Genomic DNA, 17,020 nt, shown 5'->3' with positions numbered 1-17,020 from the left:
TTAAAATCGGTTGATACCGATATTACTGCTGCCCGCTAAAGTGTTTTTAGAAAATTGCGCTTTGCGGCAGTATGGCAACTTGTTTTCTTTTTCTACAAAGGGGCTATTTTGCAAAAGGCTCATATAACAATGACTGAGCAGGACGGGCAAAATAAATAAAATATAGGAAGGGTCAGAGGGGGAATAGCCATGGCCTATCAAAGCAAATTGAAAGATCCTTTCATTGACGCTTTGTTTGAGGCGATTTTACTGCTGAGAAATGAAGAGGAGTGTTACCGGTTCTTCGAGGACATCTGCACGGTGGCTGAGTTAAAGTCCATTGCCCAGCGATTGGCAGTGGCCAAGATGCTGGACCAGGATTACACTTACACCACTATTGCGGAAACCACCGGTGCCAGCACGGCTACCATCAGCCGCGTAAAAAGAGCCCTCAATTACGGCGCGGACGGGTATAAATTAATTCTTTCACGTTTAAAAGAGATTGACAGGCAGAAAAAAGAGTGATACCATTGCGTTAACACTTTAATGTGTTAAAGGAGTGTTGGCGATGGTTGTCAATCCTGCCGCTTGGCAGATCCCGCCCGGGGTGAGGGATATACTGCCCCCGGAAGCTTTCAGCCGGCGTAAACTGGAAGAAAAGCTGTCTTCCCTGTTTCTTGCCTGGGGCTACCGGGAAATCATCCCGCCCAGTCTGGAGTACTATGAACAGTTAAAGGGCAGCAGCGCGGAGGAACAGTTATACAAGCTGATTGATCCGACGGGGCGCATCCTGGCCCTGCGGCCGGATCTTACCACCCCCATTGCCCGTATGGTGGCTACCCACTTGCGGGAGGAGCCTTTGCCGGTGAGGCTGTTTTATTTCGGCAATGCTTTTCGTTATGAAGCGCTGGGTGGTGCCCGGCAACGGGAGTTCTACCAGGGGGGTGTGGAATTAATTGGGGCCGCGGGTACCGGCGCCGATGCGGAAATGCTGGCTTTAGCGGTGGAAGCTTTAAGACAGGCCGGTTTGACGGAATTCCAGGTAGGTATCGGCCATGTGGTGCTGACGGACAGCTTCTTGGCCAATGCGGGCGTAGCCCCGGAGTTGAGCAAAGAGATCAAATGGCTGATTGCCCGCAAGGACTTCGTAGGACTGGAAAACAGGTTGTCTGCTTTGGGCTTGGCCGGGCCTTTGGGGCAGGAAATCAAAAACATCCTGGCCTTGCGGGGCGGCCGGGAAGTGCTGCAAAAAGCCAAGAGCCTTGCCCGCATCCCGGCCATGGTGCAGGCCATTGAACAGTTGGAAGAAGTATACCAGTCCCTTGATGCGCTGGGTTTGGCCCGGTACGTGTTTTTTGATTTCAGTATCCTGCGGGACTTGGAATATTATACAGGCATCGTTTTCGAGGGTTATGCCGCCGGATTGGGCTATCCCGTTTGCGGCGGCGGCAGGTATGATCACCTGCTGGGGCAGTTTGGCTGGGACGTACCGGCCATTGGTTTCGCTTTCGGCATTGAAAGGCTCATGCAAACCCTGCCCGGGGCTAATGAGGCGCCGGTGGATGTCCTGGTGGTGGGAGGAAAAGTACCGGAGCGTTTGAAAGAAGCGGAACGCTTGAGACAACGGGGTTTGAAAGTGGAAATTGACCTCCTGGGACGCTCCCGGCAAGAGGCGGCGGCTTACGCGGCCCGGCGAAACATAGCTCAGGTGGTCGGGATTCCGGAGGAGGGGGAAAATGGATAGGTCTTTGCTGACGATCGCGCTCCCGAAAGGCAAATTAGGGGAGGAAGCCGTGGCCCTTTTCCAGAAAGCGGGGCTGCCTGCGGCAGGCTTGAAAACGGAGGACCGGCAGCTGGTGTTCGAATACCCGGAGGAAGGTTACCGTTACATTATCTGCCGCCCCACGGACATCCCGGTCTACGTGGATTACGGGGCGGCGGCTTTGGGTGTGGTCGGGAAGGACACCATTGAAGAAGCGGGAGCCGATGTTTTTGAGCTGGTGGACCTGAAGTTTGGCTTGTGCCGGTTTGTGGTGGCGCTGCCGGAAGAGACGGCGGCGAGGATTACCGTGGACGGGGAGCCGGACTTGCGGAAGCTCAATCACAAGAGAGTAGCGACCAAGTTTCCCCGGGTGGCGGCCAACTACTTTGCTTCCCTGGGGATGCAGGTGGAAGTAATCAAGCTGCACGGTAACATTGAATTGGCGCCCAGGGTTGGCTTGGCAGATATGATCGTCGACATCGTGTCCACGGGCAGGACTTTGAGAGAAAACCGGTTAGTGGCCGTCAGTGATATTTTCAGCGCCACGGCTCGCCTGATCGCCAACCGGGTGAGCTACCGGATGGATTATCAACGATTGGAGCCGCTGGTGCAGCGATTAAAACAAGTGGTAGAAATGGGGGCGGACTAGTGCTGCGCATTATTGACAGTCAGGATCCCGTGGTGGAGGAGTTAAGAAAAGCGGGACAAATCAGCGGCTATGAAGTACTGCCGCAAGTCATGGAAATTATTGATACGGTGCGACGGGACGGGGACCGGGCATTATATGACTACACGGAGCGGTTTGACGGGGCTTCCCTGGCCGGTAAAGGACTGCAGGTGACCGCCGGGGAAATCGAGGCTGCTTATGACGAAGTCACGCCGGGTTTTTTGAAAGCTTTAAGACAGGCCAAAGAAAACATTATTAATTTTCACCGCCGGCAGCTGGAGAAATCCTGGTGGCAGGTGGATGAGGCAGGCAATATTCTGGGCCAGCTCTACCGGCCCTTGACCCGGGTGGGGTTATATGTGCCCGGGGGCAGGGCGGCCTACCCCTCTTCCGTGTTGATGACGGCGCTGCCCGGCCTGGTAGCCGGGGTGAAAGAACTGGTGATGGTGACACCGCCGGGCAGGAACGGTACCGTTAATCCTTATACCCTGGTGGCCGCCAAGGAAGCGGGGGTCACGGAGATCTATAAAATAGGCGGAGCGCAGGCCGTGGCCGCTCTGACTTATGGTACCGAGACCATCAATCCTGTGGATAAAATTGTCGGACCTGGGAATATTTATGTCACGATGGCGAAAAAACTATGTTACGGTGATGTGGATATTGACATGCTGGCTGGGCCCAGTGAGATCTTGATTATCGCCGACCAAACGGCCAACCCGGTCTTTTTGGCCGCGGATCTCCTCTCCCAGGCGGAGCACGATCCCCTGGCCCGTTCCATTTTAATTACCCCGGAGAGAGACTTGGCGGAAAAAACGGCCCGGGAAGTCATGAAACAGCTGGCGGAGCTGCCTAGGCGGGAGATCGCCGGCCGGTCGCTGGAGCACAGGGGGGCCATAATTATCACCGCCGACCTGGGAGAGGCTTTCGATTTGGCCAACCGTTTTGCCCCGGAACACTTGGAATTATGCTTAGACCAGCCTTTTAGCTGGTTGGGCCGGGTGGAAAACGCCGGTGCCGTTTTCCTGGGGCATTATTCGCCGGAATCCCTGGGAGACTATTATGCTGGGCCCAATCATGTCCTGCCTACCGGGGGTACGGCCCGTTTCTCCTCACCCCTAAATGTGGACATGTACATGAAAAAGACCAGCTTGATTGGTTACACCCAAGCCGGCTTGCTGGAGGCAGCGGAGGCCGTGGAGGAACTGGCCCGGGTAGAAGGCCTGGCTGCTCACGGGAGGGCCGTGGCGGTGCGCAGGAGGGTGGCGGCATGGGAAGAAAAGCAGTGATTACCCGCGCCACCGGGGAAACAGACATTGCCTTGACGCTGGAACTGGACGGTCAAGGAGTCATGCAGGGAACCACGGGCATAGGCTTTTTCGATCACATGCTGCAGCAGCTGGTGCGCCACGGGGGCTTAAATTTGGATTTGACCAGGGTAACGGGGGATCTGGCCGTCGATGCCCATCACACGGTGGAAGATGTGGGTATCTGCCTGGGCCGGGCCTTGAGCCAGGCTATCGGCGACAAGACAGGCATCCAGCGTTACGGCAGTGCTTGGATACCTATGGATGATGCTTTGGTGCTGGCGGTGGTTGATCTCAGCGGCCGGCCATATCTCAGCATGCAAGTGGCTTTGCCGCAAGGTAGAGTAGGGGACTTTGATACGGAGCTGGTGGAAGAATTCTGGCGCGCTTTTACCCTGCATGGAGGGGTAACACTGCATGTTAAGCAGGAGACAGGACACAACACCCATCACATTATTGAGGCGGTATTCAAAGCGGTAGGTCGAGCCCTCCGGCAAGCCGTATCCTTCGATCCAAGGGAGAAGGGCATCCCTTCTACCAAAGGTATACTGTAAATCCAAATGGGAATGGGGGAAATAAGAGTGTTGATCATTCCAGCCATCGACCTGAGGGAGGGCCAATGTGTCCGGTTGCTCCAAGGGGATCCTGAACAAATGACGGTGTTTTCCGATGACCCGGTAGAGACAGCTAAGCAATGGGAGGAATTGGGGGCGCCTATTATCCACCTGGTGGATTTGGACGGGGCATTCATCGGTGAGCCCCAGAACCTGGACGTGGTAGAGGAGATTTCCCGGGCCGTGTCCGTCCCACTCCAATTGGGGGGCGGTGTACGGACCATGGCTACCATCGAAAGAGCCCTGGCTGCCGGGGTGGAGAGAGTGGTTTTAGGCACGGCAGCCATCGCTGATCCTGACCTGGTGCAGGAGGCCTGCCGGCGGTTCGGTGAACGGATTACCGTGGGAATTGATGCCAAAGACGGCCTGGTGGCTGTGGAAGGATGGGAAGCCACGGTGGAGAAGACTTTTCTGGAGCTCGGTCACGAGGTGAAAAACTGGGGCGTGAACAGGATCATTTTTACGGATACCCGGCGGGACGGGACCATGCGGGGGCCTAACTTGGAGAGTATTCGCTTGCTGGCGGAGGAACTGGGTATTAACATCATTGCCGCCGGCGGGGTATCTTCCATGGATGATCTCCGGGCTTTGAAAGAACTGGAGCCTTTTGGCCTGGAAGGGGTTATCGTCGGCAAAGCTCTTTACATGGGAACCGTTGATTTGCGTGAAGCGGTCAACCTATTCAAGTAACCGTCAGGAGTGGAGGACAATGAAAAAGAGAATTATTCCTTGCCTGGATATGCAGGACGGGCGTGTGGTCAAGGGAGTTAATTTTGCCGGGTTAAAAGATGCGGGAGACCCGGTGGAGCTGGCCCGTGCTTATGAAAGGGAAGGTGCCGACGAGCTGGTGATCTTGGATATCCAGGGTAAAAAGGAAGAACGGCCCAAGTTCATCTCCATTATCCGGGAGGTGAAAAAGCATATCTCCATCCCCTTGACCTTTGGCGGTGGCATGAAGACCCTTCAGGATATGGAAGATATGCTGGCAGCCGGTGCCGATAAAGTATCCGTCAATACCGGGGCGGTGCTGCGACCGGAACTCATCCGGGAAGCCAAAGAAAAGTTTCCTGAAAAAAGTATTGTGGTGGCCATTGATGCCAAGCTGGTAAACGACCGGAAATGGGAAGTCGTCATCAGCGGCGGCCAAAAGGGGACCGGCCTGGATGCCCTGGACTGGGCGCGGCAGGTGGCTGAACTGGGAGCTGATGAAATATTGCTGACCAGCGTGGACCGGGACGGGACCAGGGATGGCTATGACCTGGCCTTAACCAAGAGGGTACGGGAAGCCTCCGGTATTCCGGTGATTGCGTCCGGCGGTGCGGGTACCTTACAGCATTTGTACGAAGCATTAACCCTCGGACAGGCGGATGCCGTCCTGGCAGCCTCAATTTTTCATTTCGGCATCATTAGTATCAAGGAAGCCAAAGCCTTTTTGGCGGCCCACGGGGTGGAGGTGTCTTTATGAACCGGCAGGCGGCGGAAGCATTCATCAACCATTTAAAGTTCAACCGGGAGGGGCTCATCCCGGCCATTGTGCAAGAGGCGACCACGGGCCAGGTGCTTATGCTGGCCTATCAAAATAAGGAATCCATCCTCAAGACCTTGGAAACCGGTGAGACCTGGTTTTACAGCCGCAGCCGTCAAACCCTCTGGCATAAAGGAGCCACGTCGGGCCACTACCAGAAGGTGAAGGAAATCTATTACGATTGCGACGGGGATACCCTTCTCATCAAAGTGGAACAAGTAGGAGACGCTTGTCACGAAGGGTATCATTCTTGTTTTCATTACTGTTTCACCGGTGCGGGCACGGTGACGGCAGGGGAACAACCCACCGTGCGGGAGGGGCTCCGGCTGGGCAGCGTGTTAGGGGAACTGGCCGGGGTGATCGAAAAGCGGAAAGCAGAACTGCCGGAAGGTTCTTACACTACCTATCTTTTTCAAAAAGGCCTGGACAAGATCTTGAAAAAAGTAGGGGAAGAAACGGCGGAAGTCATTATCGGTGCCAAGAACAAAAACCGGGACGAGGTCGTCTATGAAGTATCTGATTTGCTGTATCATTTGCTGGTGTTGCTGGCGGAACAAGGGATCAGTCTGGGCGAGATAGCCGCGGAACTGGCCGGTCGCAGGAAATAGCGGACATGGCTGGGCATGTTTACCGGTTCGGCAGCATAGGATAAATATTGACCATAACATTGAGGTGACCTTTCATGTCAGGGAAATTACGGGTTGTCGTCTTGTTCGGCGGACGTTCGGGGGAACATGAAGTCTCCTTGCAATCTGCCGCATCAGTGATTAATGCCTTAGATAAAGAAAAATACGACGTGCTGCCGGTAGGCATTACCAAAGAAGGGCGCTGGCTGGTTGGTGCGGGACCCCAGGAGGTCCTGCAGCAGGGCTTCCGTGGAGATTTGCTGCCGGTGATCCTGAGCCCGGATCCCCAGAGACCGTATCTGGTACCTTTGCAAGAACACGGGTCCTATGAAGCGGAACTGGGAAAGCCCATTGATGTGGTGTTCCCTGTGCTGCACGGCACCTACGGGGAAGACGGTTGTGTACAGGGACTGCTGGAACTGGCCAATCTCCCTTACGTGGGGGGCGGGGTAGCCAGCTCCGCTGTTGGTATGGATAAAATCTTGATGAAAAAACTCTTTGCCTATCACGGCTTGCCCCAGGCCAAGTTTTTGAGTGTGTTCCGGCGGGACTGGGAGCGCCGGCCGGAAGAAGTGGTGGGAATGGTAGAGGCCCGGATCGGTTATCCCTGTTTTGTGAAGCCGGCTAATCTAGGTTCCAGTGTCGGCATCTCCAAGGCGAAAAACCGTGAACACTTGATGCAGGCTTTACACGAAGCGGCCCGGTATGATCGCAAGCTGGTGGTGGAGGAAAATATTGACGGCCGGGAGATTGAGGTGAGCGTGCTGGGTAATGATGATCCCCAGGTATCGGTGCCTGGAGAGATTATTCCTTGCAATGAGTTCTACGATTATGAAGCCAAGTACATAGCGGATGATTCGGAGCTAATTATTCCGGCCGACCTACCCGGGGAAGTAACGGACGAGATCCGGCGCCTGGCGGTGGAGGCTTTTCAAGCCATTGATTGCGCCGGTATGGCCCGGGTTGATTTCTTTGTGACCCGCCAAGACCAGCGAGTTCTCATCAATGAGATTAACACCATCCCCGGTTTTACCCGCATCAGCATGTATCCTAAACTCTGGGAGGCCGCGGGACTTCCCTACCCGAAGCTGCTGGAAAAGTTAATTGACTTGGCGCTGGCACGGCACCGGGATCGGAGCCGTAACCGTTATGCTTATATGGACTGATTCGTACCGGGCGTCCGGCGGAGTGCCGGCCCCGTGCGGGGCATGATGAGGGCAACCGGCGTTGACCGGAAAGTCACCCGGACTTTCCGGTCAACGCCGGTTGCCTTTTTCCGCCATAGAGGGCGTTTTTGTGGTAAAATTTTATGGTAAAATACTCTAGACACCGATATGCATTAAGGAGGCAGACCTTTGGATATCATTAATACCCTCAATCCCAGGCAGCAAGAGGCAGTGCGGACCACGGAAGGACCGCTCCTGGTGCTGGCGGGAGCCGGGAGCGGTAAAACCAGGGTGTTGACCCACCGGATCGCTTACCTCTTGGCGGAAAAAGGGGTGGACCCTGCCCGCATTCTCGCCATCACTTTTACCAACAAAGCGGCTCAGGAGATGAAAGAACGGCTCAGCCGGTTGGTGGGCGCCGATTTAAGATACATGTGGGTGAGTACGTTTCATGCCGCTTGTGTGCGGATCCTGCGCAAGGACATTTCCGTGCTGGGTTACCAGCCCAATTTTGTCATCTACGATGCCGATGACCAGTTGACGCTGGTCAAGCGCTGCATGGCGGAATTGAACCTGGACGACAGGAAGTTCCCGCCCCGGAGTATCCTCAATGTGATCAGCAATGCCAAGAACATGCTGTGGGATCCGGAGCGTTTTTTTGACCTGGCCGGCAATTTCTTCGAAGTTAAGGGAGCGGAGGTGTACCGGCTGTACCAAAAAAGGCTGAAAGAATTAAATGCCCTGGATTTCGATGATTTGCTGATGCTTACGGTGCAGCTGTTCAGGCAGCATCCGGAGGTGCTGCGCTATTACCAGCACAAATTTCAATACATTCTCGTCGATGAATACCAGGATACGAACCACGCCCAGTACATCCTGGTCAAGCTGCTGGCGGAGGAGCACAGGAACATCTGTGTGGTGGGGGATCCGGACCAGTCCATCTACGGCTGGCGGGGTGCCAACATGCAGAATATCCTGGATTTTGAAGACGATTACCCGGATGCCCGGGTAGTCAAATTAGAACAGAATTACCGTTCCACCCAGGTTATCCTGGATGCCGCCAATGCCGTCATTGCCAACAATACCGGCAGGAAGCCCAAAAACCTGTGGACCGATAAAGAAGGAGGCGCTTTAATCGCCGTCTTTCAAGGGGAAAACGAGCATCATGAAGCTCATTTTGTGGCCGGGGAGATTTACCGGCAGCGCCAGGAGAAAAGACGCGCCTACCGGGACTTTGCCGTGCTGTACCGTACCAACGCCCAGTCCCGGGTCCTGGAAGAGACTTTCTTGAAGAATGGGATCCCTTATGAAATTTTCGGCGGCATCAAGTTCTATGAGCGGAAAGAAATTAAAGATATTCTAGCTTACTTGCGGGTGCTGGCGAACCCGGCCGATGCTTTAAGCCTGGCCCGGATTATCAATGTGCCGAAGCGCGGGATTGGAGAAGGGACCTGGCTGAAACTGGAGGATTATGCCCGGCAGCAGGGGCTGACGGTTTTGGAAGCGGTGATGCAAGCAAAAGAAATCCCGGGCCTGGGCAGCCGCGCGGGGGCGGTGGCCAATTTCGGTGCCATGATGATGGGTTTCAGGGAAAAAGTGGACAGGATATCTGTAACCGATTTGACGGAGCTGGTCCTGCGAGAGACGGGCTATTTGGAAGAACTGAAAAGGGAGAATACGGAAGAGGCCCAAGGGCGCTTGGAGAACTTGCAGGAGTTCCTGTCCGTCACCCATGATTACGACAAGTATAGTGAGGAGAAAACGTTAGAAGGATTCCTGGCCCAGATTTCACTGGTGACGGATTTGGACAACTTGTCGGAAGAAAAGGACCGGGTGGTGCTCATGACCTTGCACACCGCCAAAGGACTGGAATTCCCCGTCGTTTTCATCACCGGCATGGAAGAAGGGGTGTTTCCCCACAGCCGTTCCATGCTGGAGGTGGAGGAGCTGGAAGAGGAGCGGCGTCTCTGCTATGTAGGTATGACCAGGGCCCAGGAGGAACTGTACCTCACCAGAGCTTGGCAGCGGACCTTGTACGGCAATACCGTGTACAATCCCCCCTCTCGTTTCCTGTCCGAAATACCGGAACACCTGGTCAGTGAAACGGAAAACCGGGACCGGGAAGTTCGGAGCACCTCCAGGCCTGCGGCTGAACCTAAACCGGCGGCGCCCCAAGGAGGCTTCCAGCTGGGAGATAAAGTGAGTCACCCGAAATGGGGTGTGGGGGTTATCGTGAAGGTAGCCGGGCAGGGGGATGACCAGCAGCTGACGGTGGCGTTTCCGGATCAAGGCTTGAAGATACTGCTGGCCAAGTATGCCCCGTTAACGCCGGTATCCAAGTAAACAGGCCCATTGACTTGATGAACAGTTCATACCGGAGGGATGGTAACAATGCCGTCTTTGCAAGAAGTGGAACGAGAAATTCTTCAGCTGCGGGAGCAAATTGAACAACATAATTACCGGTACTATGTCCTTGATCAACCGCTGATCTCCGACCGGGAATATGACCGGTTGATGCAGCGGCTCATTGAGTTGGAGACTAAATACCCACAGTTTTTGACACCGGATTCCCCCAGCCAGCGGGTGGGCGGTGCGCCCCTGAAAGGCTTTGCCACGGCCAAGCATTATCGCCCCTTGCTGAGCTTGAACAACGCCTTTGATTTAGGGGATTTGCAGGATTTTCACCGCCGGGTGATTTCCATGCTGGGCCAAGCGCCGGCCTACGTGGTGGAACCCAAAATCGACGGCCTGTCCATTGCCCTGACTTATGAAAACGGTTTGCTTACCGTGGGAGCCACCCGCGGCGACGGGCTGGTGGGTGAAGATATCACCCGGAATCTCAAGACCATCAAAGTGATACCCTTGCGATTGAAGAAGCCCCTGCCCCGCTTGATTGTACGGGGTGAGGCCTACATGCCTAAAGCCGCTTTCCAGCGGTTGAACCGGGAAAGAGAGGAACGAGGGGAAGAACTGTTTGCCAATCCCCGCAATGCCGCCGCCGGTTCCCTCCGGCAGCTGGATCCCCGCATCGCCGCCTCCCGTTCTTTAAGTGCCTATTTCTACGAAATCATTCATATGGAGGGAGAAAGGGTCGATACCCACTGGGAAGCATTGGAGCTCATGGCAGAACTGGGGCTGCCGGTGAATCCCGAGCGCAAGCTGGCTGCCGGTGTGGAGGAAGTCTACGCCTACTGCCGGGCCTGGGCGGAAAAAAGAGCTTCTCTAGCCTACGAGATTGACGGCATGGTAATTAAGGTCAATGAACTGGAGTTCCAAACCAGGTTGGGCAACACGGCCAAAAGCCCCAGGTGGGCCGTGGCGTACAAGTTTCCGGCGGAGCAGGCGGTGACGGTCCTGGAAGATATCATCGTGCGGGTGGGGCGCACCGGGGTGCTGACGCCGACGGCCATTTTAAAGCCGGTGCGGCTGGCCGGGACTACGGTCAGCAAAGCCACGCTGCATAATGAGGATATGATCCTGGAAAAGGATATCCGGATCGGTGACACCGTGGTGGTGCAAAAGGCGGGGGATATTATTCCCGAAGTAGTGGCGGTGCTGCCGGAACACCGGACCGGGACTGAGCGGGTTTTCCGCTTCCCTGAACGCTGCCCGGAATGCGGTTCCGAGGTGGTCCGGCTGGAAGGAGAGGCAGCCCATCGCTGTACCGGCGGCTTGTCCTGCCCGGCCCAGGTCAGGGAAGGCATGATCCACTTTGTATCCAGGGATGCCATGAATATTGAAGGCTTGGGGCCTAAAGTGATTGAACAGCTCCTCAATGCCGATCTCATCCATGACGTAGCGGACCTGTACTATTTAAAATATGAAGATTTGATCGGCCTGGAACGGATGGGACATCAATCGGTGACCAACCTGCTCAACGCTATTGCGGCCAGCAAGGAACGGCCCCTGCACCATTTGTTGTTCGGCCTGGGCATCAGGCATGTGGGGCAGAGAGCCGCCAGGATCTTGGCCGACCATTTCGGCACCATGGCAGCCCTGGCCCGGGCGGAGGAAAGCTTGCTTACGGAGATCAACGAGATCGGGCCGAAGGTGGCAGCCAGCATCGTGCACTTTTTCGCCCAGGAAAAGAACCGGCAGGTGATTGAGAAACTGGCTCAAGCCGGGGTCAATATGGAACAGCCCAGGGAAGAGGCGGCGGCCCTGCCCTGGAGCGGGAAGCAATTCGTTTTAACGGGCACTTTGGAGCATTATTCCCGGAAAGAGGCCCAGGCATTGATCGAGAAACTGGGAGGAAAGGTTTCGTCCAGTGTCAGCAGCAAGACCGATTACGTAGTGGCCGGTGCCAAACCCGGTTCCAAGTATGACAAGGCCGTGAGCTTAAATATTCCTATTCTCAATGAAGAAGAGTTCATGGCCATGATCAGGGAGCATCAAGGTTCTCTGGAAGAATAACCTTACTGGGCGGGAAACCGTGTTGAGGGCTGCTGGATGGGGGCCGCACCGGGTGAGCCCCGAGGCCGGCCTTTCCTGCCGGCTGCCGCCCCATTGGTTCCATCACCGCACACCGGTGCCCCGGTGTCAGGATTAGGGGAACCGGCGGAGGGGAGCCCTTGGCCTAAATAATAAAAAGGTTAAGGCTCCCGCCAGGAAGCCGCCGATATGAGCCCACCAGGCCACGGACTGGGCGCCCTGGATGGTGCCCAGGCCCGATAATGCCTGCAGGAGGAACCATAGGAAGAGAAAGAACACGGCACGGACTTCCGCAATGGTCAGGAAAAAGAACACCGGTACCAGGGCCAGGACCCTGGCCCTGGGAAAAGCGACAAAGTAGGCGCCCAGGACCCCGGCCACGGCGCCGCTGGCGCCCACCATCGGGACGGTGGAGAAGGGATCCGACCAGACATGGGTTAAGGCGGCGATTAATCCCATAGCCACATAAAAAAACAGGTAGCCCAAATGTCCCAAGCGGTCTTCCACGTTATCGCCAAACACCCAGAGATACAGCATGTTGCTCAGCAAATGCCACCAGCTGCCGTGAAGGAACATGGAGCTTACCAGGGGCACGAAAGGCTCCCAGTGCCCGGCTAAGAGCATGGGCAAGTCCAGGTGGATGATGTGGGCCGGGATGACGCCGAACTGGTGGAAGAACAGCCGCAGCTCCCTGGGCGACAAGGTTGTTTGCAGGATGAAGATATAAATGTTGAGGCCGATGAGCAGCCAATTCACCACAGGTGTTTTCCGCGGTCGAATACTGTCTCTAATGGGAATCATGATCCACCTCGAGCATCCATACTGGATTTTGTTGATATTATTATAACGATAATCGAGCTTAATATTAACAGGGATTATAAATATTCCCACGGGCACGGCGCCGGAAGGTTAACGGAAAAGCCGGCCCGGGGGGCTTAAGTTGCACTTATATCTTTGATTTGATATAATCTTCATGGTTTTTAATGGCAGTATATCGAAAAAGAAGGGGTGCTTCGTGAATGATTGATGACCGGGAAGTGGAAGTGCTGGCGAAAGCCGCTCGTTTGACGCTGACGGAAGAGGAGAAAAAAGCTTTTATCCGGCGGTTGGAAGAACTCCTGGCTTATATGGATAAATATTTGACAATGGACTTAAATGATGTCCCGCCCTTTGGTTTTGTCCATTCCATTCATAATGTATTGCGGGAAGATGAGGTTGAACCGGGTTACGATCAAGAAACTGCGTTAGCCAATGCCCCGCTCGCTCAGGAGGGGTTTTTTGTGGTGCCCAGGATTGAATTGCTCTAGCGAGGACGTGAAGGAGGAATCATTGTGGATTTATACAAGCTGACCGCCTTTGAGCTGCACCGGCTCCTGGCCGGAAAAGAAATCAGCGTGCGCGATGTGGTGGAGAGTTTCAGGGACAGGATTGCCGGCACCGAGGAAAAGCTGGGTTCTTTTTTGTTTTTTAATGGGGACGAAGCCTTGAACAAAGCCAATGACCTGGATGCAGAGATTGCCCGGGGGAAAGAAGTGGGCTCTTTGACAGGCATCCCGGTGGGCTATAAAGATAATATTTGCACCAAGGGATTGCAAACCACCTGTGGATCCAAGATGCTCGCCGGTTTTGTGCCCGCCTACCAGGCTACGGTGGTGGACAAGCTGGCGACCGCAGGTACAATAAACTTCGGCAAGCTGAACATGGATGAATTTGCTTTTGGCAGTACCGGTGAATTGTCTGCTTTTAAGGTGACCGGCAATCCATGGGATCTGGAACGGGTGCCGGGTGGTTCCTCCAGCGGCAGTGCCGCAGCCGTGGCCGCGGGCCAGCTGCCGCTGGCCCTGGGGACGGATACCGGCGGCTCCGTCCGGCAGCCGGCAGCCCTCTGCGGCATTGTCGGGTTGAAGCCTACATACGGGTTGGTTTCGCGCTACGGATTGGTGTCCACCGTCAGTTCCATGGAAACCATCGGTCCCATGGCCCGGGATGTGCGGGATTGTGCCTTGTTGCTGCAAGCCATGGCAGGGCATGACCCGCTGGACGGTACTTCCCTGGCCGCGCCCGTACCGGATTACAGTCAATCCTTAGTTGAAGATGTCAAAGGGCTTAAGGTGGGCGTGCCCAAGGAGTACTTTGGGGCGGGAGTGGCGCCGGAAGTAATTGAGGCCATTAAAAAAGCCTTGCAAGTCCTGGCCAGTAACGGCGCCCTGGTGGAGGAAGTATCCCTGCCTCATACGGAGTGCGCCTTACCGGCCTATTACCTGATCGGTACCACCGAAGCCAGTTCCAATTTAGCCAGGGTGGACGGCGTGCGGTTCGGTTACCGCAACCTGGAGGCTGAGGATCTGGAAACCATGTACTGCCGTTCCCGCGGGGAAGGGCTCGGTCATGAGGTCAAGATGCGCACCCTGCTCGGCCACTTCTTTTCCGGTCCCGGCCGCCTGAAGGACTATTATGACAAGGGACTGCGGTTGAGGACCCTGGTGAAGCAGGATTTCGATCATATCTTTGCCAGGTATGATGTGCTGGTTACCCCCACCTCCCCCAAAGTTGCCTGGCCGAAGCAGGTTAAGGAGTTGACTTCCGTCGAGGTATATGCCAGCGACATTTGCACCATTCCGGCCAGTCTTGCCGGCTTGCCGGCCATTTCCCTGCCCTGCGGGTTAGTGGAAGGACTGCCGGTAGGACTGCAATTGATCGGGCCTCCCCTTGGGGAACCCACCTTGTTGAGAGCGGCTTACACCCTGGAGCAGTTGCTGGAATTTCCAAAGGATATCCCACTGGCGGAGGTGAAATAGATGTTCGGCAAATACGAAGCAGTGATCGGGTTGGAAGTACACGTGGAATTTAAGACGAAGACGAAGATTTTCTGTGGCTGTACCACTGAGTTCGGGGGCGCCCCTAACACCCATGTCTGTCCTGTCTGCTTGGGGCTGCCCGGCGCCCTGCCGCGCTTGAACAAACGGGTGGTGGAGTTTGCCATCAAAACCGGGCTGGCCTTGAATGCCGAGATTACCAAGGAATGCAGGTTTGACCGGAAAAACTATTATTACCCCGACATGCCGAAAAACATCCAAATCTCCCAGTATTACCTGCCCATCATCCGCAACGGGTATTTGGATGTGGAAGTGAACGGCAGTACCAGGCGGGTCCGCATTGCTTTTGCCCATATGGAGGAGGATGCCGGCAAACTGGTGCATGCCGGCGGCGACAATATTCTGGAAGCCAACAATACCCTGGTGGATTTTAACCGGGCCGGTGTCCCCTTATTGGAAATCGTGACCGCGCCGGATATCAGGTCTCCGGAAGAAGCCAGGGAATTTGTGGCGAAACTCAAGGCTATCCTGGAATATTTGGAAGTGTCCGATTGCAAGATGCAGGAAGGCTCCCTGCGCTGCGACGCCAACGTATCCATCCGCCCGGTGGGGTCCAGTGAATTCGGCACCCGAACCGAGCTGAAGAATATGAACTCCCTCCGCGCCATTGAAAGGTCCATCCGGTACGAGATTGAACGGCAAATCCGGGTGGTGGAAGAGGGAGGCCGGGTGGAAGAGGAGACCCGGACCTGGAATGAAGCAAAAGGCATTACCGAACCCATGCGGCCTAAATTCAGTTCAGACCACTACCGCCTGATTGCGGAACATGATATTCCTCCTTTGCAGATTGACGATGCCTGGATAGAGGAGATCCGGCAAACGATACCGGAACTGCCGGAAGCCCGCAAGCAGCGTTTGATGGCCGAACTGGGACTGCCGGAATACGATGCCGGGGTGATTACGGCATCGAAAAAGCTGGCTGATTTCTTTGATGCGGCGGTAGCCCAGTACCGGGATGCCAAGAAAGTCAGCAACTGGATCATGGTTGAGCTGCTGAGAGTCTTGAATGCCCGCAACCTGGAAGTGGAGGAATGCCCCATCAGCCCCGGGCAGCTGGTCCAGTTGTTAACCATGATCGACAGCGGCGAGATCAGCGGCAAAATGGGTAAAGATATTTTTGAAAAGATGTTTGATACGGGGAAAGACCCGCGGGTCCTGGTGGAAGAACTGGGACTGAAACAGATCAGTGACACCGGCCAGTTGGAAGCCATTGTGGATCAGGTCCTGGCAGAGAATCCCAAGTCAGTGGAGGATTACAAAAACGGTAAGGACAAGGCTTTCGGCTTCCTAGTGGGGCAGGTCATGAAAGCCACGAAAGGGCAGGCGAATCCCAAACTGGTCAACGAGATCCTGCGGAAAAAGTTGTAGCCTTTTCAAACCCGCGTTGAGCGGGTTTTTTCCATGTATAAAATTTATAAATTAGAAGAAGGATTTTAAGTGTTAAAGTCGAATTAAATTTTTTGTGGATTATTAAAGACACATTTCAGCGTACCTGGCGCAATTACCGGACTCGTAAAGGGAGGCTATCATGCTTGGTCAGAAAATCCGCAAGAAGCGCATGGAGAAAAACATGAGTTTGAAGGAGCTGGCCGAGAAGACTGACTTGACCGCCAGTTTTCTTAGCCAGGTGGAACGGGATTTGGCGGAACCGTCGATTACGTCCCTGCGGAAAATTGCTGATGCATTGGAAGTGCCCATTTTTTATTTCCTACTTGACAACGGCAGCACCAGTCCCGTCGTCAGGAAGAATGAGCGGAAAATCCTCAAGTTTCCGGAATCTCATTTGGTTTACGAACTTCTTTCTCCGGATCTTAACAAGCAAATGGAAGTGATGATGGCCAGGCTGGAAGTGGGAGCGGTCAGTTGCGACGAGCCGCTTTCTCATCCCGGCGAGGAATGTATTTATGTGTTACAGGGAAAAATGGAAATAAGCATCGGCGATGAAGTTTATGTCTTGGAGGAAGGCGACAGCATTTATTATTTTGCGGCCATTCCGCACAAAATAGTCAGTGTCGGCGAGGAAGACCTGATCTTTATTTCAGCCATTACACCGCCTCGCTTCTAAGGAGT

The 17,020-nt window shown here is 54.9% G+C and carries 16 protein-coding genes; 15 read left to right on the top strand and 1 reads right to left on the bottom strand.

All coding sequences use genetic code 11. The annotated features are described in order from the left end of the window. Nucleotides 1-189 precede the first annotated feature (189 nt). The 11 genes from GXX34_00740 to ligA all read left to right on the top strand — a co-directional run bounded on the left by GXX34_00740 (nucleotide 190) and on the right by ligA (nucleotide 12,056). Nucleotides 190-504 (top strand): hypothetical protein, encoded by a 315-nt coding sequence (locus GXX34_00740; protein HHW06051.1) that lies wholly within the window; start codon nucleotides 190-192, stop codon nucleotides 502-504. 43 nt (nucleotides 505-547) lie between these two features. Then, on the top strand, nucleotides 548-1,723 hold the full coding sequence (gene hisZ, locus GXX34_00735; protein HHW06050.1) for an ATP phosphoribosyltransferase regulatory subunit: 1,176 nt from the start codon (nucleotides 548-550) through the stop codon (nucleotides 1,721-1,723). Then, entirely contained in the window at nucleotides 1,716-2,390 is a 675-nt protein-coding gene (locus GXX34_00730; protein ID HHW06049.1) for an ATP phosphoribosyltransferase, read from the top strand. The genes hisZ and GXX34_00730 overlap by 8 nt, the downstream gene beginning before the upstream one ends. Beyond that, a complete protein-coding gene (gene hisD / locus GXX34_00725) occupies nucleotides 2,390-3,694 on the top strand; it encodes a histidinol dehydrogenase (protein ID HHW06048.1) in 1,305 nt (434 codons plus the stop codon). Before GXX34_00730 ends, hisD begins: the two co-directional genes overlap by 1 nt. After that, the gene (gene hisB / locus GXX34_00720; GenBank protein HHW06047.1) at nucleotides 3,676-4,266 is read left to right on the top strand and encodes an imidazoleglycerol-phosphate dehydratase HisB; all 591 of its coding nucleotides are present in this window, start codon (nucleotides 3,676-3,678) and stop codon (nucleotides 4,264-4,266) included. Before hisD ends, hisB begins: the two co-directional genes overlap by 19 nt. 27 nt (nucleotides 4,267-4,293) lie before the next feature. After that, nucleotides 4,294-5,016 carry a 1-(5-phosphoribosyl)-5-[(5-phosphoribosylamino)methylideneamino]imidazole-4-carboxamide isomerase gene (gene hisA, locus GXX34_00715; protein ID HHW06046.1) on the top strand — a complete coding sequence of 241 codons (723 nt, stop codon included), beginning with the start codon at nucleotides 4,294-4,296 and terminating at the stop codon, nucleotides 5,014-5,016. Between the two features lie 19 nt (nucleotides 5,017-5,035). Then, on the top strand, nucleotides 5,036-5,791 hold the full coding sequence (gene hisF, locus GXX34_00710; GenBank protein ID HHW06045.1) for an imidazole glycerol phosphate synthase subunit HisF: 756 nt from the start codon (nucleotides 5,036-5,038) through the stop codon (nucleotides 5,789-5,791). Continuing rightward, complete coding sequence (locus tag GXX34_00705; GenBank protein HHW06044.1) at nucleotides 5,788-6,459, top strand: bifunctional phosphoribosyl-AMP cyclohydrolase/phosphoribosyl-ATP diphosphatase HisIE; 672 nt, start codon at nucleotides 5,788-5,790, stop codon at nucleotides 6,457-6,459. Before hisF ends, GXX34_00705 begins: the two co-directional genes overlap by 4 nt. A gap of 74 nt (nucleotides 6,460-6,533) precedes the next feature. Beyond that, a complete protein-coding gene (locus GXX34_00700) occupies nucleotides 6,534-7,643 on the top strand; it encodes a D-alanine--D-alanine ligase (protein ID HHW06043.1) in 1,110 nt (369 codons plus the stop codon). A 189-nt stretch (nucleotides 7,644-7,832) separates the two neighbouring features. After that, on the top strand, nucleotides 7,833-9,986 hold the full coding sequence (pcrA, locus tag GXX34_00695; protein ID HHW06042.1) for a DNA helicase PcrA: 2,154 nt from the start codon (nucleotides 7,833-7,835) through the stop codon (nucleotides 9,984-9,986). Between the two features lie 48 nt (nucleotides 9,987-10,034). After that, nucleotides 10,035-12,056, top strand: a complete 2,022-nt coding sequence (gene ligA, locus GXX34_00690) for an NAD-dependent DNA ligase LigA (GenBank protein HHW06041.1) — start codon at nucleotides 10,035-10,037, stop codon at nucleotides 12,054-12,056. A 132-nt stretch (nucleotides 12,057-12,188) separates the two neighbouring features. Here ligA and GXX34_00685 read toward each other — a convergent pair whose 3' ends face one another. Continuing rightward, on the bottom strand, nucleotides 12,189-12,875 hold the full coding sequence (locus GXX34_00685; protein HHW06040.1) for a rhomboid family intramembrane serine protease: 687 nt from the start codon (nucleotides 12,873-12,875) through the stop codon (nucleotides 12,189-12,191). A gap of 218 nt (nucleotides 12,876-13,093) precedes the next feature. Between GXX34_00685 and gatC the strand changes: the two genes are divergently transcribed. From gatC to GXX34_00665, 4 genes are all read left to right on the top strand, one after another. Then, entirely contained in the window at nucleotides 13,094-13,381 is a 288-nt protein-coding gene (gatC, locus tag GXX34_00680; protein ID HHW06039.1) for an Asp-tRNA(Asn)/Glu-tRNA(Gln) amidotransferase subunit GatC, read from the top strand. Nucleotides 13,382-13,405: 24 nt separating this feature from the next. After that, nucleotides 13,406-14,872 carry an Asp-tRNA(Asn)/Glu-tRNA(Gln) amidotransferase subunit GatA gene (gatA, locus tag GXX34_00675; GenBank protein HHW06038.1) on the top strand — a complete coding sequence of 489 codons (1,467 nt, stop codon included), beginning with the start codon at nucleotides 13,406-13,408 and terminating at the stop codon, nucleotides 14,870-14,872. Next, a complete protein-coding gene (gene gatB, locus GXX34_00670; GenBank protein HHW06037.1) occupies nucleotides 14,873-16,318 on the top strand; it encodes an Asp-tRNA(Asn)/Glu-tRNA(Gln) amidotransferase subunit GatB in 1,446 nt (481 codons plus the stop codon). 160 nt (nucleotides 16,319-16,478) lie between these two features. After that, nucleotides 16,479-17,015, top strand: coding sequence for a helix-turn-helix domain-containing protein (locus GXX34_00665; GenBank protein HHW06036.1), 537 nt, complete (start codon nucleotides 16,479-16,481; stop codon nucleotides 17,013-17,015). Nucleotides 17,016-17,020: the final 5 nt, after the last annotated feature.

This window comes from Clostridia bacterium, assembly GCA_012840125.1.
In the GTDB taxonomy this organism is placed as follows: domain Bacteria; phylum Bacillota; class DULZ01; order DULZ01; family DULZ01; genus DULZ01.
Note: the sequence above shows the minus strand (reverse complement) of the source record. Positions and strands in the feature narration are given on the sequence as shown.